The sequence below is a fragment of the Halorubrum sp. CGM4_25_10-8A genome (genome assembly GCF_005435025.1).
Taxonomy (GTDB): domain Archaea; phylum Halobacteriota; class Halobacteria; order Halobacteriales; family Haloferacaceae; genus Halorubrum; species Halorubrum ezzemoulense.
This window is the reverse complement of record NZ_SGTX01000004.1, coordinates 258,414-278,136: the sequence shown is the minus strand read 5'-3', so window position 1 is coordinate 278,136 and position 19,723 is coordinate 258,414. Positions and strand designations below refer to the sequence as shown.

19 protein-coding genes and 1 tRNA gene are annotated in these 19,723 nt (G+C 70.1%); 13 read left to right on the top strand and 7 right to left on the bottom strand.

All coding sequences use genetic code 11. The annotated features are described in order from the left end of the window. The 8 genes from EXE52_RS07270 to EXE52_RS07235 all read left to right on the top strand — a co-directional run. On the top strand, positions 1–326 hold a 326-nt coding region (locus EXE52_RS07270), incomplete at its 5' end, for an IS630 family transposase (RefSeq protein WP_137703599.1). Positions 327–586: 260 nt separating this feature from the next. Then, positions 587–1,153, top strand: a complete 567-nt coding sequence (locus EXE52_RS07265; RefSeq protein ID WP_049932033.1) for an NADPH-dependent FMN reductase — start codon at positions 587–589, stop codon at positions 1,151–1,153. Between the two features lie 81 nt (positions 1,154–1,234). Then, positions 1,235–1,606: a rhodanese-like domain-containing protein gene (locus EXE52_RS07260; RefSeq protein ID WP_049932035.1), complete on the top strand. Its 372-nt coding sequence runs from the start codon at positions 1,235–1,237 to the stop codon at positions 1,604–1,606. A 135-nt stretch (positions 1,607–1,741) separates the two neighbouring features. Beyond that, a complete protein-coding gene (gene hjc, locus EXE52_RS07255) occupies positions 1,742–2,290 on the top strand; it encodes a Holliday junction resolvase Hjc (RefSeq protein WP_049932036.1) in 549 nt (182 codons plus the stop codon). A gap of 85 nt (positions 2,291–2,375) precedes the next feature. Then, positions 2,376–3,371, top strand: coding sequence for a serine/threonine-protein kinase Rio1 (gene rio1, locus EXE52_RS07250; protein ID WP_049932038.1), 996 nt, complete (start codon positions 2,376–2,378; stop codon positions 3,369–3,371). Between the two features lie 283 nt (positions 3,372–3,654). Next, positions 3,655–4,197: a KH domain-containing protein gene (locus EXE52_RS07245; RefSeq protein WP_006114650.1), complete on the top strand. Its 543-nt coding sequence runs from the start codon at positions 3,655–3,657 to the stop codon at positions 4,195–4,197. A 418-nt stretch (positions 4,198–4,615) separates the two neighbouring features. Further along, a complete protein-coding gene (thsA, locus tag EXE52_RS07240) occupies positions 4,616–6,268 on the top strand; it encodes a thermosome subunit alpha (RefSeq protein WP_080508593.1) in 1,653 nt (550 codons plus the stop codon). A gap of 320 nt (positions 6,269–6,588) precedes the next feature. Then, the gene (locus EXE52_RS07235) at positions 6,589–7,245 is read left to right on the top strand and encodes a lactate utilization protein (protein WP_049932039.1); all 657 of its coding nucleotides are present in this window, start codon (positions 6,589–6,591) and stop codon (positions 7,243–7,245) included. Between the two features lie 220 nt (positions 7,246–7,465). On the opposite strand, the gene EXE52_RS07230 is transcribed toward EXE52_RS07235, so the two are convergent. Continuing rightward, positions 7,466–7,539, bottom strand: a tRNA-Lys gene (locus EXE52_RS07230). Between the two features lie 105 nt (positions 7,540–7,644). On the opposite strand from EXE52_RS07230, the gene EXE52_RS07225 reads away from it, so the two are divergent. Continuing rightward, entirely contained in the window at positions 7,645–9,012 is a 1,368-nt protein-coding gene (locus tag EXE52_RS07225; RefSeq protein WP_089308512.1) for a M20/M25/M40 family metallo-hydrolase, read from the top strand. 21 nt (positions 9,013–9,033) lie between these two features. Here the strand turns inward: EXE52_RS07225 and EXE52_RS07220 are convergent, their stop codons facing one another. Both EXE52_RS07220 and EXE52_RS07215 read right to left on the bottom strand, forming a co-directional pair. Then, a complete protein-coding gene (locus EXE52_RS07220) occupies positions 9,034–9,696 on the bottom strand; it encodes a hypothetical protein (RefSeq protein WP_049932043.1) in 663 nt (220 codons plus the stop codon). Positions 9,697–9,823: 127 nt separating this feature from the next. Next, entirely contained in the window at positions 9,824–10,516 is a 693-nt protein-coding gene (locus EXE52_RS07215) for an SdpI family protein (protein ID WP_089308511.1), read from the bottom strand. Between the two features lie 111 nt (positions 10,517–10,627). Here EXE52_RS07215 and EXE52_RS07210 point away from each other — a divergent pair, with 111 nt between their 5' ends. From EXE52_RS07210 to EXE52_RS07200, 3 genes are all read left to right on the top strand, one after another. Further along, entirely contained in the window at positions 10,628–11,527 is a 900-nt protein-coding gene (locus EXE52_RS07210) for a tetratricopeptide repeat protein (protein ID WP_089308510.1), read from the top strand. Continuing rightward, the gene (locus EXE52_RS07205) at positions 11,528–11,827 is read left to right on the top strand and encodes a DUF424 domain-containing protein (protein ID WP_049932049.1); all 300 of its coding nucleotides are present in this window, start codon (positions 11,528–11,530) and stop codon (positions 11,825–11,827) included. A 69-nt stretch (positions 11,828–11,896) separates the two neighbouring features. Further along, positions 11,897–12,193 carry a hypothetical protein gene (locus tag EXE52_RS07200; protein WP_049932051.1) on the top strand — a complete coding sequence of 99 codons (297 nt, stop codon included), beginning with the start codon at positions 11,897–11,899 and terminating at the stop codon, positions 12,191–12,193. 55 nt (positions 12,194–12,248) lie between these two features. Here the strand turns inward: EXE52_RS07200 and EXE52_RS07195 are convergent, their stop codons facing one another. After that, entirely contained in the window at positions 12,249–13,358 is a 1,110-nt protein-coding gene (locus EXE52_RS07195) for an alanine--glyoxylate aminotransferase family protein (protein ID WP_094494303.1), read from the bottom strand. A 213-nt stretch (positions 13,359–13,571) separates the two neighbouring features. Between EXE52_RS07195 and EXE52_RS07190 the strand changes: the two genes are divergently transcribed. Next, positions 13,572–15,965, top strand: coding sequence for an amino acid permease (locus EXE52_RS07190; RefSeq protein WP_137703598.1), 2,394 nt, complete (start codon positions 13,572–13,574; stop codon positions 15,963–15,965). Positions 15,966–16,012: 47 nt separating this feature from the next. Here EXE52_RS07190 and EXE52_RS07185 read toward each other — a convergent pair whose 3' ends face one another. From EXE52_RS07185 to EXE52_RS07175, 3 genes are all read right to left on the bottom strand, one after another. Next, a complete protein-coding gene (locus EXE52_RS07185) occupies positions 16,013–16,270 on the bottom strand; it encodes a hypothetical protein (protein WP_049932058.1) in 258 nt (85 codons plus the stop codon). Between the two features lie 464 nt (positions 16,271–16,734). Next, complete coding sequence (locus EXE52_RS07180; RefSeq protein WP_137703597.1) at positions 16,735–17,937, bottom strand: ABC transporter ATP-binding protein; 1,203 nt, start codon at positions 17,935–17,937, stop codon at positions 16,735–16,737. Continuing rightward, entirely contained in the window at positions 17,927–19,723 is a 1,797-nt protein-coding gene (locus tag EXE52_RS07175; RefSeq protein WP_137703596.1) for an iron ABC transporter permease, read from the bottom strand. Before EXE52_RS07175 ends, EXE52_RS07180 begins: the two co-directional genes overlap by 11 nt.

The following is a 19,723-nucleotide window of genomic DNA, read 5'->3' as shown; positions in this document are numbered from 1 at the left end:
GGGTATTAGAGAAGATCCGCGAGCAGAATCCGGGCAAGCGGATTCTGCTCGTCTTGGATAAGCACGGTTCACATAGATGTAAACACACGCGCAAGCGTGCGCATCAACTCGGGATTGACCTGATTTTCATTCCATCAGGCTCACCGCACCTCAACCCAATCGAGCAAGTCTGGAAGTATCTCAAATGGACGATGGCACCAATCGTCGTTGAGAGCGAAGCGGAATTCAAAGACCTCGTTCAGGAAACTTTTGAGAAAATAACGAAACGCGTCAGCTTCGCAAAGAAGTGGTGTGAACAGTTCCTTGACTTTCGAATGTTATCTTAATCATACTGCGCCGGTCCGACGAGGCTGGGGAGGCGTGAGGTGCTGTGCTGGGCAGAGGGGGACTCACCGGGGCGCCGCGAGGCCGGGACTTCGGAGGTGGCCGCCGCCGATCTGCTACCGGCTACTTACAATCGAGGGGCCGGAGTTATAACGGCGCGAATCGACCTTGCCAATTAGTTCCAAGGCACTAACGGTCGGAGTTTCGGGTCCGCTCCCCGTCGATCGCCTCCGTTTTTAGTATCTGGTCTCGAACTCGAGGTATGACCCGAATCGTCGCCGTCTCCGGCAGCCGGAGCGCGGCCAGCACCACGCGGGCCGCCCTCCGCGTCGCGCTCGACGCCGCGGCCGACGCCGGCGCCGAGACGGACCTGATCGACCTGGCCGCGGTCGACCTCCCGCTGTACCACCCCGAAGAGGACGCCCAAGGCGACAGCGAGGCGCTGAAGCGCCGCGTCCGCGAGGCCGACGGCGTCCTCGCCGGCACGCCCGTCTACCGCGGATCCTACTCGTCGACGTTCAAGAACTTCCACGACTTCTGCGGCTCCGACGAGTACGCAGACACCGCCGTCGGCCTGCTCGCGACCGCCGGCGGCGGCTCCTACGGCGGGACGCTCGAACACCTCCGCTCGACGTTCCGGAACGTCCACGCGTGGACGGTCCCCCACGAGGTCGGGATCCGGGGCGCCTCCTCGAAGGTCGAGACGGGCGGACCGGGAGACGCGGACGCCCCGGACGACGGTCCGCGGATCACCGACGACGACCTCCGCCGGCGCACCGAGCGGCTCGGACGGGTCGTCGTCGAACACTCGGAGCGGCTGCGGGAGTGAGACCGGTCGCGGCCCCGCGGTCGCCGCGCTCGACGCGCCGCAGCCGGCAGGGATTTGCCCCGCGAGACCGATCGTCCCCCGATGAGCCGTATCCGCCCGGACGAGCTGGACGAGCGCCTCGGCACGGACGACGAGCCGTTCCTGCTGGACATCCGCCCCGAGTCGGACTACGGGAGCGGCGCGATCGACGGGAGCCGGAACGTGCCCGTGTACGACGACCTCCGGAGCGGCGACGACGCCGCGCTCCGCCGCCGGCTCGACGAGATTCCCGACGACAGCGAGGTCGTCACCGTCTGTAAGATGGGGATCGTCGCCAAGCGCGCGACCCGCGTCCTCGACGAGGCGGGCTACGAGGCGTCGACGCTCTCCGGCGGGATGAGCGGCTGGAACGGGTACGAGCGGGACTCGCTCGGGTACAAGCTCCGGTCGCTGTGGTGGCGGCTGCGCGGGTGAAGTCGATCGCGTCTGCGAGTTCGTCACCGGCGTCTCGCGACCCCGCCGTCGACACCCTACGACCCCGCCGTCGACGCTCCGCGACCCGCCGGGCTTTTGCCCGGCTCGCGTCTACGTCGCCCATGACCGAACCGGGTGACGACGACCGTGTCCGCTAACCGGAAGGGGGACCGCCGCGAGCGCGAACTGGTGAACGCCTTGGACGAGGCGGGCTTCGCCGTGATGCGCGCGCCGGCCAGCGGCTCCGCGACCGAGCGCGAGCTCCCCGACGTGCTCGCGGGCGACGGCGAGACGTTCTACGCCATCGAGGCGAAGTCGAGCGCGGGCGACCCGATCTACCTCACCGGCGAGGAGGTAGAAGCGCTGTTGTTCTTCGCGCGGAACTTCGGTGCGAAGGCGCGGATCGCGGTGCGGTTCGACCGCGAGGACTGGTACTTCTTCCACCCCGGCGACCTCTACACCACCGACGCCGGCTCGTACCGGGTGAAAAAGGAGAAAGCGCTGGCCGACGGCACCGACTTCCCCGAGTTCGTCGGCGAGACCGAGAAGGTGACGCTCGCGGAAGTCGGCGACGACGGCGACGACGGCGACGCGACCGACCCGGAGACCGAGGAGCGGCGGACGATCTTAGAGGCCGTCCGCGACGGGCACATGCCGGTCGCGGACGCGCTCGACGTGCTGTGACGGTCGGCGCGGCCGCCTTCCCGGGTCGCCTCGACGGCCCGCGGACCCCCTCGCTTATCCCTCGCCGCGTCGAACCCCGGGACGAATGAGCGAGGACTTCGGCCTGCTCGAACCGGCGGACCAGCCCGGCGACGAGTGGGAGAAACTCGACGTCTCCGACACCGAGGCCGACCGGATCGCCCGGCGGCAGGACCGCGAGTTCGACGAGTTCCGCAAGCGGATCAAAGACACCGAGCAGTTCAAGCTCCAGGAGTCGGTGTTCGACGACGCCACGCTGGCGGCGGTGTACAAGCTGGTCCAGGACGGCTACGTCGACGCCTTCGGCGGGCCGGTGTCGACGGGGAAGGAGGCGAGCGTCTTCGAGGCGCTCGGCGGGCAGGCGGGCGAGCGGCCGGAGCCGGGGTCGGAGGCGGCCGGCGGCGGCCCCGAGGGCGTCACGCCCGAGCGCGAGGTCGCGGTGAAGGTGTACCGGATCAACTCCTCGAACTTCCGGCAAATGCGCGACTACCTGGAGGGCGACCCGCGCTTCGAGGGCATCGCGAGCGACAAGAAGGCGGTCGTGCTGGCGTGGACGCGCAAGGAGTTCGCGAACCTCTCGCGCGCGCAAAAGGCCGGCGTCCGGGTCCCGGAACCGATCGCGGTCCAGCGGAACGTCCTCGTGATGGAGCTCGTCGGCCACGCCGCGGAGCGCGCAAGGCGGCTGAGCGAGGTCGACGTGGAGAACCCGGAGACCGCCTACGAGGTCGTCCGCGAGTACATGCGCCGGCTGTACGGTGCCGGCCTGATCCACGGCGACCTCTCGGAGTACAACATGATCATCCACGACGGCGAGCTGGTGATCATCGACCTAGGGCAGGCCGTGACGGTTCACCACCCCAACGCCGGGGAGTTCCTCGCCCGCGACTGCGAGAACGTGGCGACGTTTTTCACCCGGCAGGGGCTCGACGTCGACCCTGACGACCTCCGCGCGTACGTGACGGAGCCCGAGGCCGACCCGACCGGGGAGCCGGCGTCGGGCGGGAAGACGGAGTCGAACGCGGAGGCAGACGGGAAGTCGACCGGAGCCTCCGACGAGGCGTAATTCGGGGCGCTTCCGTCGCGGCGTCGAGGCTCAGACCTCGCGGGCGTAGGTCGCGGTCGGATAGGTTTCCTCGGACAACCCCTGTACGCGGATCAGTCCCCCGGAGTCCGCGTCCGACGCCGGCGGTCTGATCTCCATACGCGTCGCTCGCGGAGTCGACAGAAAAACCTCATTCCGGTGTGACACGCCTTCGGACGGACAACCGGCCGGAGACCACCGTCACGCGGCCACACGGCGCCCGCCGCGGAACACTCTTAAAAGGCTCCGCCGGGTACTCCGTGATATGCAACACGTGACGGTTCCGCAGGACCGGATCGGCGTCGTCATCGGCGCCGGCGGCGAGACGATGCGAGAGATCGAAGAGCGGGCGAACGTGCGGCTCGACATCGACTCCGAGTCCGGCAGCGTCGCCATCGAGGAGCGCGACGACCCCGTGGCGGCGATGGTGGCCCCGGACGTGATCAAGGCGATCGGCCGCGGCTTCAAGCCGGAGACCGCGCTGTCGATCCTCGACCACGACCTCCGGACGCTCGACCTGGTCGACCTCTCCGAACACACTCGCAACGACAACGACCTCCAGCGTAAGAAGGGCCGGATAATCGGCGAGAACGGCCGGACTCGGGAGCTCATCGAGGAGCTGTCGGGCGCGAACGTCGTCGTCTACGGGTCGACCGTGGGCGCGGTGGGGCAGCCCGAGGAGCTGGAGGTGGTGCGGCGCGCTGTCGGAATGCTGCTCGACGGGGCTCCGCACGGCGCGGTGTACTCGTACTTGGAGCGCATGTCGAACGAGCTCGACGACGACGTGAGCTTCAACGCGCCGCAATAACAGAGAATATCTTTTTCCCGTTGCGGCCGCGGTCGCTTTTCGACTAACGACGACCTCTACCGGGATACGCTGATCTCCGCCAAAGCCCCAGCCTCGTCGGCCTTCCTTCAGTCGGCCGACTCCGGCGAAGGACCTCCGGTCCATCTGGCAGCCGACGCGTTGCGTCGCCGACCTCGCGCGTGCTATCCGGCCGTAGAGCGGCCTCGCAGGCACGCGCCGCCGTAGTTTGGCGCCGCTCAACCTCGGCCTCAACGGTCGAGTTAGCGTACTATATAAAGGGTCGTGTGAACTCACCGCATACTGGCCGATACTCCCCCACCGTGTTGCGATTTCGCACGACCTGAACAAAGGGTTTATATAGAATCACAAACAATCAATGGTCGTAATGTCACAGCGCCAGCGGATGGGCAATCAGCCCATGATCGTACTTTCCGAGGAATCGCAGCGAACATCCGGAAAGGACGCGCAGAACATGAACATCACGGCCGGCAAGGCGGTCGCGGAGTCCGTCCGCACCACGCTCGGCCCGAAAGGGATGGACAAGATGCTCGTCGACTCCGGCGGGTCCGTCGTCGTCACGAACGACGGCGTCACCATCCTGAAAGAGATGGACATCGACCACCCGGCGGCCAACATGATCGTCGAGGTCTCCGAGACGCAGGAGGAGGAGGTCGGCGACGGCACCACCTCCGCGGTCGTGGTCGCCGGTGAGCTCCTCGATCAGGCCGAGGAGCTCCTCGACCAGGACATCCACGCGACGACCCTCGCGCAGGGGTACCGTCAGGCCGCCGAGAAGGCCAAGGAGATCCTCGACGAGGAGGCCATCGACGTCTCCGCGGACGACCGCGACACACTCGTCGAGATCGCCGAGACGGCGATGACGGGCAAGGGCGCGGAGAACTCCAAGGACCTCCTCGCCGAGCTCGTCGTCGACGCCGTCCTCGCGGTCCAGGACGACGACGGCATCGACACGGAGAACGTCTCCGTCGAGAAGGTCGTCGGCAGCTCCATCGACGAGTCTGAGCTCGTCGAGGGCGTCATCGTCGACAAGGAGCGCGTCGACGAGAACATGCCCTTCGCGGTCGAGGACGCCGACGTGGCGCTGTTCGACGGCGCCATCGAGGTGAAGGAGACGGAGATCGACGCCGAGGTCAACGTCACGGACCCCGACCAGCTCCAGCAGTTCCTCGACCAGGAAGAGGAGCAGCTCCGCGAGATGGTCGACCACCTCGTCGACATCGGCGCCGACGTCGTCTTCGTCGGCGACGGCATCGACGACATGGCCCAGCACTACCTCGCGCAGGAGGGTATCCTCGCCGTCCGCCGCGCGAAGTCCGACGACCTGAACCGCCTCGCCCGCGCGACCGGCGGCCGCGTCGTCTCCAACCTCGACGACATCGAGTCGGACGACCTCGGCTTCGCCGGCTCCGTCGCCCAGAAGGACATCGGCGGCGACGAGCGCATCTTCGTCGAGGACGTCGAAGAGGCGAAGTCCGTCACCCTCATCCTCCGCGGCGGCACCGAGCACGTCGTCGACGAGGTCGAGCGCGCCATCGATGACTCGCTCGGCGTCGTCCGCACGACGCTGCTCGACGGGCAGGTGCTGCCCGGCGGCGGCGCCCCCGAGGCCGAGCTCGCGCTGCAGCTCCGCGACTTCGCCGACTCTGTCGGCGGCCGCGAGCAGCTCGCCGTCGAGGCGTTCGCCGACGCGCTGGAAGTCGTCCCGCGCACCCTCGCCGAGAACGCGGGTCTCGACCCCATCGACTCGCTGGTCGACCTCCGCTCCCGCCACGACGGCGGCGAGTTCGGCGCCGGTCTCGACGCCTACACGGGCGACGTGATCGACATGGAGGCCGAGGGCGTCGTGGAGCCGCTCCGCGTCAAGACCCAGGCCATCGAGTCCGCCACCGAGGCGGCCGTCATGATCCTCCGCATCGACGACGTCATCGCGGCCGGCGACCTCAAGGGCGGCGGCACCGACGACGGCGGCGACGAGGGCGGCCCCGGCGGCGCGCCCGGCGGCATGGGCGGCGGCATGGGCGGCATGGGCGGCATGGGCGGCGCGATGTGAAGTTCGGCTAACGCCTTCACCCCCCACCCCGACCGCAGCTGTTCCGCTGGACCGCTTCACCGATCGACCGTCGCGCGCCCCTTCGGGCCACGACGACACGCGATTTTTATCGACGCCGACGCTCCAGCGACGCGACCGTCTCGCTCCCCGTCAGTTACGATCCGCGCTAGCGACACCCACATTCGGTCCGCGCTAGCGACACCCACATTCGATCCGCGCGACACGACGGTAACACCCGCGTAACCACTGGACGGCGGTGTCAGCGAGCGATTAAGTGACTCCCGCCCGTTCGTTCTCCCGACGAGGTTCTCACGTTTACGATGCCACAGCAGAAAGCCGACTACGCCGACGACACCGAGATCAACGCCGAACTGGACGAGCTCCCAGACGACGAGACCGTCGAGGAGACGGTCGCGAACTTAGCGGAGCGCGGCTTCGACGTGCTCGTCGTCGACGACGCCGACGAGGCGCTGGAGACTGTTACCGCCCAGATACCAGACGAGGCCTCGGTGATGAACGGGCACTCGACGACGCTCGAAGAGATCGGGTTCGACGAGTTCCTGAGCGAGGGCGACCACGAGTGGGAGAGCCTCCCGGACCAGATCTGGAGCATCGACGACGACGCGGAGCGACAGGCCGCGCGGCGCGATTCGCAGACGGCCGACTACTTCCTCGGTGGGATCAACGCGGTCGCACAGACCGGCGAGCTCGTCGCCGCCGACCTCTCCGGCAGCCGGATCGGCGCGTACCCGTTCGCCGCTGGCAACGTCGTCATCGTCACCGGGATCAACAAGATCGTCCCGACGCTCTCGGACGCCTTCGATCGGCTGGAGTCGGTCGCGTACCCGCTGGAGAACGAGCGCGCGCAGGAGGCGTACGGCGCCGAGTCCGCGATCGCGAAACAGCTCGTCTACCGGCGCGAGACCGAGGAGGGCCGGACGACGGTCGTTCTCGTGCGTGAGCAGCTCGGCTACTGATCTCCCGCGGCCGCGCGATACACGCCGACAGAGCACACGATTTCTCCCTTTGGACGACCGCCAGCCCCCACCGTGCGACGCCGAGACGGTGAGACTGTAACCCGTCCCCGATCCTCCGAGGACCGCCGCGTCGGTTCCGCGGTAGCGCCACGCTCGGCGGTTTCGAACCTTTCCCTTCTCGACGGCCTCGCGGCTGGCGGAGTTGCTCGCCGCGAGGATACGGGCCGGGAGGGATTCGAACCCCCGACCGTCCGGTTAAAAGCCGGACGCTCTCCCTAACTGAGCTACCGGCCCAGACAAATCGCTGTAGGGGCAGCCGACGGATAAACGTTTAGAACCGCGGAAGGCGTCGGCGTCGCCACCCGAAACGGTTTCCGACCCCCAGCCGTCGCCGGGAGCATGCCATTCGACATGCGCGCGTTCGCCGCCGAGCTCTGTCGCCACCGGTCGACCGCCGGCGAGGAGGCGGCCGCGGCCGCGTTCGTCGCCGAGCGGCTCGCCGACCTCGGCTTCGAGACGTACGCCTGGGACGCCGACCCCGCCGTCCTCGCGGACCACCCTTCCTTCCCGGACGACCTCGACGCAGCGGCCGTCGACGGGCGGCGCAGCGTCGCCGGCGTGCTCGAACTGGGCGGCGCGGGCGACGACGGTGGCGCGAGCGACGGCGACGACGCGGCCCCCGAGTCCGCCGCCGCCGACCCGGTCCCCACGCTGGTCCTGAACGGCCACCTCGACGTCGTGCCCGCGGAGGCGGCGGAGTGGTCGAGCGACCCCTTCGAGCCGGTCTGGCGCGACACGTCGGAGCGAAACGCGGACCCGGCCGTCGCCGACGAGGGCGGCGACACCCTCACGGCCCGCGGCGCGGCCGACATGAAGTGCGGGCTCGCGGCCTGCGTCGGCGCCGCCGTCGATGTCCGCGACGGGGTCGCCGACGGCGCAGTCGACCTGCCGCCGTCCGGGCTCCGACTCGTCGTCGAGGCCGTCGCCGGCGAGGAGGACGGCGGGTACGGCGCCGCGACCGCCGCGCTCGCGAACCCGTACCCCTTCGAGCGCGACGCGGCGATCGTCGCCGAGCCGACCGAGCTACGTCCCGTCGTCGCCTGCGAGGGGTCGCTCATGGCCCGGATCGAGATCGACGGCCGGAGCGCCCACGCGGCCACCCGGTGGCGCGGCGAGGACGTGCTCCCGCGCTTCGAGGCCGTGCGGGAGGCGTTCGCGGACTTGGAGACCGAGCGCGGCGAGTCGGTCTCGCACCCGCTGTACGGGTCGTTCGCTGTTCCGTGGCCGGTCGTCTGCGGCCGGGTCGAGGCGGGCTCGTGGGCGTCGACGGTCCCGGCGACGCTCGAAGCGGAGTTCCGGATCGGCGTCGCGCCCGGGGAGACCGTCGCGGAGGTGGAGGCGGCGTTCCGCGAGCGCCTGGACGATGTCGTCGACGCCGACCCTTGGCTGCGCGATCACCCGCCGCGGTTCGAGCGGTTCTCCGTCCAGTTCGAGCCGGCCGAGGTCGCCGTCGACGAACCGGTCGTCGAGGCGGTCCGTGCCGGCCTCGTCGCGACGGGGCTCCCGGACGTCGAGCCGCGGGGCGCGACGTACGGCGCCGACTCGCGACACTTCGTCGCGGCCGGGATCCCCGCGGTGCTGTTCGGGCCCGGTACCATCGACGAGGCGCACTACCCCGACGAGACGATTGCGTGGGAGGAGGTCGTCCGGGCACGCGACGCGATCGCCGCCGCCGCAGGACGGTTCGCGCGCGACTACGCGGCGTAGTCGTCCGGTGACGGGCAGTTCCTACCGGTCGCCGTCGAGGTACTCGTCGACCGCGTCGGCGACGATCGACCCCGGATCGACGCTCTCCATCGACGCCCGTCGGCGCAGCTCGACGTACGTCTCCGCCGGGAGCCGGACCTGAAGCCGACCGAGTTCGACCCCGGCCTCGCTGACGGCGGCCTCGACCTCCGCGCCGTCGTTGACCGCGGACGCGATCGCGCGGACCTCCCGCACGGTGAGGTCGCCGTCGATCGTCGCCCACGCGAGCAGGTAGCGGTCCCGCCCGCCGAGCCGCGCGACGTGTTTCGCCGCGCTGGGGGCGATTCGCCCGTTGGCGACCTGCCGCCGGATCGCCTGCGGGAGGTCGTGGACCCGCGCCCACTTCCGGATAAACGCGACGCTCACGTCGTCTCCGGCACGTTCGGCGGCTTCCTTGTACGACCCGACACCGCGGACGAGCGCCGCGCAGGCGGCGGCGCCGCGCAGCATCAGGACGTTGTCGTCGTCGCCGACGTCGCCGGCCGCGAAGCGGCCCACGGTCCTCGCGGCCTCGGCGACGCTGTCGGGGTCGTTCGGGTCGAACCCCACCGCGTCCGCGGCCCGGTCGCCGGTCACCGACGGGTCCGACCGGACCACCGGTTCGCCGACGGGGGACCGTCGGTCAGCGCGTGACTCCTCGGTCATACACACACCTTCGGGGCCGCGAATATAAACGCCGGGCACCGGGGCGGAACTCGCTCGAACGCCGGACGCGCCGGATCGCCGGGGGTCGATGCGCTTCGCGGTCCGGACCGGTCGTCGGCGCTCGACGCTACTTCGGGGCCCGGGCCGCCCCGTCGTCACCCTCGTCCGTTCCCCTCGCGTACAGGAGGTACGAGTACGCCACGGTGACCGCGGCGGTCGCGAGCGCCGGGCCGACGAGGAAGTACACGGCGTACTCGCCGGCGAAGAGACCGACGGCGGCGATCGCGGCCGAGAGCTTGAACAGCCGAGCACCGAGCGCGTGGGTGCGGTCCCAGACGGCGTCGTCGCTGAGCGTCCACGGCGTCCGGATCCCGAGGAACCAGTTCGGCTCGACGTGCGGGAGCAGGGTCCCGAGGTAGTAGAACAGCGCGGCGCCGCCGGCGGCCGCGACCGTCGTCACGTCGACCGCGTAGCCGAGGTTGACGGCGAGCACGGCGAGGTGGAGGGCGACGAGGAACGCCGTGAGGACGACGACGAACCGGTCGTAGTGGACCCGGAACGCCGCGACGTTCTCCCACAGGGGATCGATCCGCGGGAGCACGGCGAACAGGCCGATCAGTCCGGCCGCGAGCCCCGGCACGAGCCACATCCCGGCCGTCCGCGAGAGCGTCTCGGTCGGCTCGCCGGCGGCGTTCCACCGCGTTACCATTCGCTGCGGGAGGTCCGGTGCGACTGCGAGGCTTGCGGCGGCGCCGACGGCGACGAGGAGGACCGCGACGCCGAACCGGAGCCGCGTGGAGAGCACGGATTCGGAGGGCATGCGGCCGGAGACACGCGCCGAACCGATAAAAGGTACCCACCCGTGCGACTCCGACCCGAAGACCCCGGCGCGACGCAACCCTTACCGGTCGTGACCGCCAACTCTGGCCATATGACCGACGAACGCGACGACGACGGCCACGAGTTCTCCTCGGGGCAGGGCGTCGACGCCGACTACGACGCGTTCACGCTCGACCCGCCGGAGCTCGGCGAGGACCCGAGCCGCGTCGACCCGGTCGACTCCCGGGTGCTGACCGAGGAGCTGGACCGCCGGAACATCGGCAGCGAGGACGTCGACGTCGAGCAGCTGATCGACGTGGGCCTCTCGTACATGGGGATCAACCGGTTCGAAGAGGCGACGGAGACGTTCGAACGCGCCGCCAACTTCGCCGAGGAGGACTCGCTGGAAGCGCAGGAGGCGTGGGTGAACAAGGGCGCCGCCCACGCTCAGTTGGAGGAGTTCGACCAGGCGATCGGCGCGTATCAGGAGGCGCTCCGGATCGACGAGGAGTCCGAACACGCCGCGACCGCCGAGACGAACCTCGCGTACTCGCTCTGGGAGTCCGGCCGGAGCGAGCAGGCGCTCGAACACGCCGAGCGCGCCGTCGAGACCGACCCGCGCTTCGCGGAAGCGTGGTACAACCGCGGGTTCCTGCTGGTCGAGCGCGGGCTCGCCGAGGACGCGGTCAAGTGCTTCGACAACGCGATCCGCCTCGGCTACCGCGACGCGGGGGTCCTCGAAGAGAAGGCGCGCGCCCTCGAGGAGGCCGGCGAGCACGAGCAGGCCGAGGAGGTCGCCGACCGCGCCGAGGAGCTCCGTCGCGAGGCCGAAGAGCAGATGGTCGAAGAGCAGACTGGGCAGGCCCCCGGACCCGGCGGGCAGGGTCGTCAGGGCGGTCGCGGCGCTCCCGGCGGACAGGGCCGTCAGGGCGGGCAGGCCGGCGGCGGGCGGGGCGGCGACCCCGAGGGCCCGGAGCGAGAGCTTCAGGGCGAGGGGCCAGAGGGCTTCTGAATGCTCCTCCGCGAGCGCGAGACCGCCGAGGGACGGCTCGTCTCCGTCTGTGATCCGGACTGCCTCGGCGAGACGTACGACAACGGCCGCGCGACGATCACCGTGAGCGAGGAGTTCTACGGCGGCGACGACGCCGTCGAGGCGACCGCCGAGGAGGTCGTCGCGGGACTTCAGCGCGCACAGGTCGCGAACATCGTCGGCACCGAGGCGGTCGGCGTCGCCGTCGACGCGGGGCTCGTCGACGAGGAGACCGTCTTAGAGTTCGAGGAGACGCGGCACGCGCAGTTGCTCTGGCTGTAGCGGCGCACCGCCGCCCGCGTCTCGCCGGGATCCGAACCGGCTAAGGGCGCGGGCGACGAGGCGAATCCGATGAGACGACTCACGCGGAGCGAACTGGCGTCGCGGGTGGGGCCGCGGCCGCCGTCCGACGCCTTCTGGCGGCGCGCGATCGACCGCGGGGAGGCCGCGCTCGGCGTCGGCGCGGACGCCGTCGGCGGAGGCGCGGCCCCGGGCGACGAACCGGACGACGGACCGACGGAGCCGCTCGACACGGGGGACATCGTCGACGTGGGCGACCACGCCTTCGTCGTCGTCGACGCCGACCGCACCGAGAGCGGCGGGCGGATCTACCGGATCGAACTCGTCGCCGACCGCGAGGGAGACTGAGGATCGGGAGACGGATCGACTCGGAAGACGGGCCGGACCGGGTGGCGAAACCCGATCAGAGCCCGGCGACGTCCTCGATGGCGTCGGTGAGTTCCTTCACGCTCTCGACGGTGTGCTCGCCCATGTGGCCGATTCGGAACGTCTCCTCGCCGAGGTCGCCGTAGCCGTTCGAGAACGCCATGTCGTACTCCTCGCTCACTTCCTCGATCGTCGCGGCCACGTCGATCCCCTGCGTGTTCTCGATGCAGGCGACCGTCTGCGACTCGTACCCCGCCTCGGGGAACATCGCGAAGTGTTCGTCGGCCCAGTCGTGGACGTACTCCGTCATCTCGCGGTGGCGCTCGTCGCGGGCGCGGTGGCCCTCCTCCAGCATGCGTTTCATCTGCTTGCGATACGCCAGCATGATCGGAATGGCGGGCGTCGAGTGGGTCTGTCCCTTCCGGTCGTAGTAGTCGATCGTCCGGCGGAAGCCGCCGTACCACGAGGAGTCGCCCTTCTCGACCTCGCGGTCGTAGGCGTCGTCGCTCACGACGCAGACCGCGAGCCCCGGCGGCATCGCGAACGCCTTCTGAGTGGACGCGAAGATCACGTCGATGCCGTGTTCGTCGATGTCGACGTAGTCGCCGCCGAGCGACGAGACGGCGTCGACCGCGAAGTACGTGTCCGGGTACTCGGCGATCACGTCGCCGATCTCCTCGACCGGGTTCCGCACGCCGGTGGACGACTCGTTCATCACGCCCGCGACCATGTCGTACTTCGCGTCCGCGGACTCGATCGCCTCGCGCACGTCCGCGGGTTTGACCGCCTCGCCCCACTCGTACTCTAGCCGGTCGACGTCCTTGCCGAGCCGCTCGGCGACGTTGGCGTAGCGCTCGCTGAACGCGCCGCAAGTCGGGACGAGGACGTGCTCGTCGACGAGGTTGAGCGTCGTCGCCTCCCAGAACTCCGTGCCGGAGCCGGTGAGAATCACGACCTCGTGGTCGGTGCCGAGGAACTCCTTCGTGTCCTCGACGATAGTGGTGTACAGGTCGGTCATCCGGTCCATCCGGTGCCCGAACATCGGCTCGGCCATCGCCTCGATGACGTCGTCGCGGACCTCCGTCGGGCCGGGGATGTACAGCGTCTTCTCGTCGTAGTCGTCGCGGTATTCGCGTTTCTTCGTCACGGGATCCACCTGTTAGTTCGTACCGGGACGCGTGCGGGTATGTTCCTTGTGTTACGTTCAAAAACCGGGAACGCCGGCGCCGGGCGCGACCGGCGGCGGGCCGAGGCGGCACCGCGGTGGAGTTGCGCGGATCAACCGTCTTTATAGGCACAGAGCAGAGAATCATGGTATGATACACACACCGAGAGTCGCAACCGCCCGGGGTGGCCCGCCGTGAGCGGCGACGAGGAGCTCGCGAAGGACCTCGGCCCGCTCGCGGCGCTCACCATCGGGATCGGGACGATGATCGGCGCCGGGATCTTCGTCCTGCCCGGCACCGCGGTCGCCCGCGCCGGGCCGCTCGCGGCGTTCACCTTTGTCCTCGGCGGCGTGATCGCCCTGTTCACGGCGCTTTCGGCCTCCGAGCTGGGCACCGCGATGCCGAAGTCCGGTGGGGCGTACTTTTACGTTAACCGCGCGCTCGGGCCGATGTTCGGCTCCGTCGCGGGGTGGGCGAACTGGCTCGGGCTCGCGTTCGCGTCCGCCTTCTACATGTACGGCTTCGGCGAGTACGTCAACGCCCTCATCGGCCTCGGTCCGGTCGGGATCGGCTTCGTGACGCTGGAGGCGGCGCAGGTGATCGGGCTCGCGGGCGCGCTCCTCTTCATCGCGGTCAACTACTTCGGCGCGAAGGAGACCGGCGGACTCCAGATCGTCATCGTCCTCTCGCTCCTCGGGATCCTCGCCGTCTTCACCGTCGTCGGCATCCTGAACGCCGACATGGAATCGCTCCGGCCGCTCGCCCCGCCGGGAACGACGAGTCAGGTGCTGCCGGTGACGGGGATCATCTTCGTCTCGTACCTCGGCTTCGTCCAGATCACCTCGGTCGCCGAGGAGATCAAGAATCCCGGCCGCAACCTCCCGCTCGCGGTGCTCGGCTCGGTCGTCATCGTGACGGTCGTCTACGCGCTGTTCCTCCTCGTCCTCCTCGCGGCGGTGCCGAACGAACTCGTCGCGAACAACGAGACCGCGGTCGTCGACGCCGCCAGACTCCTCTTCGGGCAGTACGAGGTGTTCGGCTTCTCGCTGGGCGCGCTCGGCGCCAGCATGCTCCTGATCGGCGGGCTCCTCGCGACCGCCTCGTCCGCGAACGCGTCGATCCTCTCCTCGTCGCGGATCAACTTCGCGATGGGCCGCGAGAAGATCGTCACGCCGTCGCTCAACGAGATCCACGAGCGGTTCGGAACGCCCTACAAGTCGATCGCGCTCACCGGCGCGCTCATCCTCGTCTTCCTCGTCGCCGGGAGCGTCGAGTCGCTGTCGACGATGGGCTCCGTCCTCCACCTCGTCGTCTACGGGCTGCTCAATCTCGCGCTCATCGTAATGCGCGAGTCGGAGGTCGAGGGGTACGATCCCGACTTCGAGGTCCCGTTCTACCCGCTCGTTCCGATCATCGGTACGATATCGTCGTTCGCGCTGATAATCTACATCGACCCGACGATCATTCTGCTGTCCGCCGGGCTCGTCGTCTTCGCGCTGCTCTGGTACCTGCTGTACGCCCGCGGGAAGGTGGAAGCGCGTGGCGTGCTCGGCTCGTGGATCCTCGACCGCTCCGAGGACCTGCCCGAGCAGGCCGTCTCGGCGGCGACCTCGGTCCAGCCGAGCGGCGACGACTACAGGGTGATGGTGCCGCTCGCGAACCCCGCGACCGAGGAACACCTGATCACGCTCGCCTCGGCCATCGCAAAGCAGCGGAACGGCACCGTCGTCGCGGTCAACATCGCGAACGTCCCCGACCAGACGTCGCTGGAGGCGGCCCGGGACCGCGGCGCCCACGAGGCGGCGCACGGTCTCCTCGATCAGGCCCGCGAGGACGCGGAGACGTTCGGCGTCGACGTGGAGACCCACGTCGTCCTGTCGCACCGCGTGTTCGAGGAGGTGTTCGACGCCGCGCGCACCTACGGTGCCGACATGACCGTGATGGGCTGGGGCGAGGACTCTCACGGGGCGCCCGGGCGCGCCGAGTCCGCAGTCGACGAGCTGGCGTACTCGCTCCCCTCGGACTTCCTCGTGTTCCGCGACCGCGGGTTCGACGCCTCGCGCATCCTCGTGCCGACCGCGGGCGGTCCGGCCTCGGACCTCTCCGGCGCCGTCGCGAAGATGCTCCAGACCGAGTTCGACGGCGAGGTCACGCTGCTCCACGTCGCCGAGGACGACGAGGAGGCGGGCCGCGCGTTCCTCACCGAGTGGGCCGACGCGCACGACCTCTCCAACGCCACGCTCCGGATCGAAAGCGGCGACGTCGAGAACAGCATCGAGCGCGCCGCCCGCGACGCGACGATGCTCATCATCGGCGCGACCCAGAAGGGACTGCTCTCGCGGCTGGTCAGCGGGTCGCTCGTGTTGGACGTGCTCAACGAGGTGGAGTGTTCCGTCCTGCTCGCGGAGCCGCGCAGCGAGCGCGGCATCCTCGGCCGGCTGTTCGGGAGCGGCGCGCGGTCGAACGACGTGACGGACGCGACGGAGACGCCAGCGGAGGTTGGCGTCGGACCGGAGCCGTCGACGCCCGAGATCGACGAGGGCGCGGACCAGGGGTCGAGCGCGGGCGACGAGTCGAAGGCAGACTGACGCGGCGAATTTATGTTACATAGCGGGTGGCGTCCGAACGATCCCCGTCAGCCCCAGTGCCAGAAGTGGTTGTCGTCGTCCTCGACCGGGTCGGTGCGCTCCCGGAGGGCGGCGACGTCCTCGGCGGTCGGCTCGTGGTCGTCGGGGAGCCGCTCCATACAGTCGAAACAGAGGAAGAACTCCGAGCCGTCGGTGAGTTCGAGCGTCAGCCCCTGCGTCGACTCGAACGCGAAGTTCCACAGGTCGCCGATCCCGCCGGCGATCCGCACGGACCGCTCGCAGACGTCGCACGCCTCGGAGGCCATATACATGCCTTACTGGGCCCGCGGGGTAAGTCGTGTCGCCTCGATAATTATGTATCGTCGTTGCTTGGAGAACCGCGATTGACTGCTCTGCGGTGAACGCCGCTCAATCACCAGCCGCTCGTTTATAAACGGCTGTCAGCAGATCGATGGCGAACACTCCCAAAGCCCCACCGGCGAGGCGGGCGCAGGCGACGTAAGCACCGAACGAGGGAGCGACAGCGACCGAGTGAGGCGCGCAGCGAGCGTGCGCCCGCCCCGCCGGCTGCCCCTTTGAGTCCCGCCCGACCGCAACCGCACGGCGCCTCACGCCTCCCCAGCCTCGCGGTTCGCGCTCTCCGAGCGCTCACCGCGTCCAGCGAGAATCGAAGATTCTCTGGCAGCCGGCGCGTAGCGCCGGCGACCTCGCGCGCTCCGTCGCGGCCGCCGAGGGCGGCCGCTCGCAGGCACGCGCCACCGTGAGGGATTCAGCGCTGCTCCGCGTCGATAACGTGTCCGTCGCTCGGGTCGAACCCGACCGCGACCGCGCCGTCGAGGGGGTCGACGGTCCGGACGAGCAGTTCGCGGTCGCCCCAGTCGAGCGTGACGCGCGTCGTCTCGCCGAGGAACTCCGCGCTGGCGACCGTCGCGCGCAGCGTGTTTTCGCCGACCGGAGCGGCGGTCTCGCCGCCCCCTGCTCCGCCCGCGCTCGCGACGCGCAGGTGTTCCGGACGGACGCAGAACGCGATCCGGTCGCCGACTTCGGGCGAGTTCGTCGCGGGCGCGCCCTCCCCCGCATCGCCGCCGCCCCCGGGTGCGACGCGGAGGGTCTCGCCGCCGCCCCCGGGTGCGACGCGGAGGGTCTCGTCGCCGTCGTCGACGTCGACCGCGAGTTCGCCTTCGCCGAGCGACTCCACGACGCGGCCCGCGAACACGTTATTGTCGCCGACGAACTCCGCGACGAACCGCGTCGCGGGCTCGCGGTACACCGTCCGCGGGGGTGCCACCTGCTCCGGCGTCCCGTCGTTCATCACCGCGACGCGGTCGGAGACGGCCAGCGCCTCCTCCTGGTCGTGCGTGACGTATATCGTGGTAATCGACAGTTCGGACTGGATCCGCTTCACCTGCGCGCGGAGCCGTTCGCGGAGCCGCGCGTCGAGCGCGCTCATCGGCTCGTCAAGGAGGAGCACGTCGGGGCCGGGCGCGAGCGCCCGCGCCATCGCGATCCGCTGCTGTTGCCCGCCCGAGAGGCTCTCCGGGTCGCGGTCGGCGGCGTCCGGGAGGTCGACCAGTTCGAGGAGCTCCGCGACGCGCTCGTCGCGCGTGACGCCGTCGGGCGGGTCGGCGAAGTTGAGCCCGTACGCGACGTTCTCTCCGACGGTCATGTGCGGGAACAGCGCGTAGCTCTGGAAGACGACGCCCACGTCGCGGTCCTCCGGGGGCACGCCGGCAACCGACTCGCCGCCGAACCGGACCGTCCCGCTCGTCGGCTCCTCGAACCCGGCGATCAGGCGGAGCGTCGTCGTCTTCCCGCAGCCGGAGGGACCGACGAGCGTGAAGAACTCGCCCTCCCGCACCCGGAGGCGCACGTCGTCGACCGCGGCCGTCTCGCCGTAGCGCTTCGTCACCCCGTCGAGTTCGACCGCGACCGGTGGGTCGGGCGCAGACTCCGACTTCGGTTCAGAGCCCACGGTGGTCACCCCCGAGCCGCTCGATGACGACGAAGCTGACCCCGGTGACGACGAGCAGGACGACGCCCATGGCGGTCGCCGGTCCGAGCCGCCGCCCGATGAACCGTTCGATCGCGACGGGCATCGTGTACGCGTCGGCGCCGGTCGCCAGCACGACGGTCGAGGTGAACTCGCCGATCGAGACGGCGAACGCGAACGCCGCGCCCGCGACGACCGCGGGCCAGACGAGGGGGATCTCCACGTCCCGGATCACCCGCGCCCGCGAGGCGCCGAGCGCCCGCGCGGACTCGACGAGCGAGCGGTCCAGCCCGGCGAGCCCGGGCGAGACGGTGCGCACGACGAACGGGTAGCCCGAGACCGCGTGCGCGACGACGATCGCGGCCGCGCCGCTCGCGGCGATCCGCCACCCCCCGATCTCGACGCCGAAGACGAGCCCCCGCAGGAGACCGAGCCCGACGATGATCCCCGACACCGCCAGCGGCGCCATCGCGGCCGCGTCGACCAGCGTCCGCCCGCGGTACCGCCGCGTGGTCAACACCGCGACGACGACGCCCATCGGGAGCGCGAGCATCGTCGCGCCCGTCGCGAACGCGAGCGAGTTCCGGATCGCGGGCCACGGCCGCACCTGAAACGCCGCCCCCGTCTGCTGGCGCTCGACCAGGAATCGGTAGTGGTCGAGCGTGAGCGCGCCGTCGCCGCCGGTCACCGACGCGAGGACCATCGACGCGATGGGCGCGAGGAAGACGACCCCGGCGACGACCCCGTAGGCGGCCAGCCCGGCCCGCGGCAACAGCTCGCGGAGCGTCGCGGCGGGCGGGGAGAGCGGGCGCCGGGGGAGCGGCCGAGCGCCGCGCGCGCCGGTCGACTGCCGGGCCTCGTACCGGAGGTACGCGAGCAGGACGCCGAGCGAGACCGCGAGTTCGATGATCGCAAGCACGGCGGCCTCGGCGTAGCTCAGGTCCCGCACCAACCGGTAGACGAGCACCTCGACGGTCACGAGCTCGAACCCCCCGAGCGCCAGGACGATGGGGAAGGTTCCGAAGGTGAACACGAACGTCAGCGCCGCGCCCGTGAGGACGGCGGGGTACACCTGCGGCGCGACCACGTCGACGAACGCCCGGACCGGCCCGGCGCCGAGGCTGCGGGCGGTCTCGACCGCGCTCGCGTCTACCGACTCCCACGCCGCGGTCGTCACGCGCGCCACCAGCGGCGCGTTGTAGAACGCGTGGGCGATCACCACCGCTTCGAGGGTGAACATGAGTTCGACCCGCGGGAGTCCGAGCGTCGTCAGGGCGGCGTTCAACGTGCCGTTCTCGCCGAACGTGGCGACGAACCCGACCGCCACCATGATCGACGGGAGGACGAACGGGACGATGGTGAGCGAGCGCAGGGTTCGCCGCCCGGGGAACTCGAAGCGCGCGAGCAGGTAGGCGGCCGGGAGGCCCAGGGCGACGCTCGCGACGGTCGAGAGGACCGCTTGGTACGCGGTGAAGCCGACGATCCCGAGCCGGCGGTCCGGCGAGAGGAGCGCCCGCGCGACCGCGACCGGGGACTCGCCCGACAGCAGCCGGGCGAGCTCGCCGAAGTAGAACGGGTCGGTGAGCACCTCGGCGAAGGCGCCGAGGGTGACGGCGCCGTCGACGACGACCGCCTCAATCAGGACGGTCGCCGTCGGGTAGTAGAAGGCGACGACGAGCGCGGCGCTGGTGAGGACCGCGAGCGCCGTCAGCGCGCGCGCCTCGGCCCAGTTCCCGAGCCGAGACAGTCGCCCGTCGTGGTCGGTCAC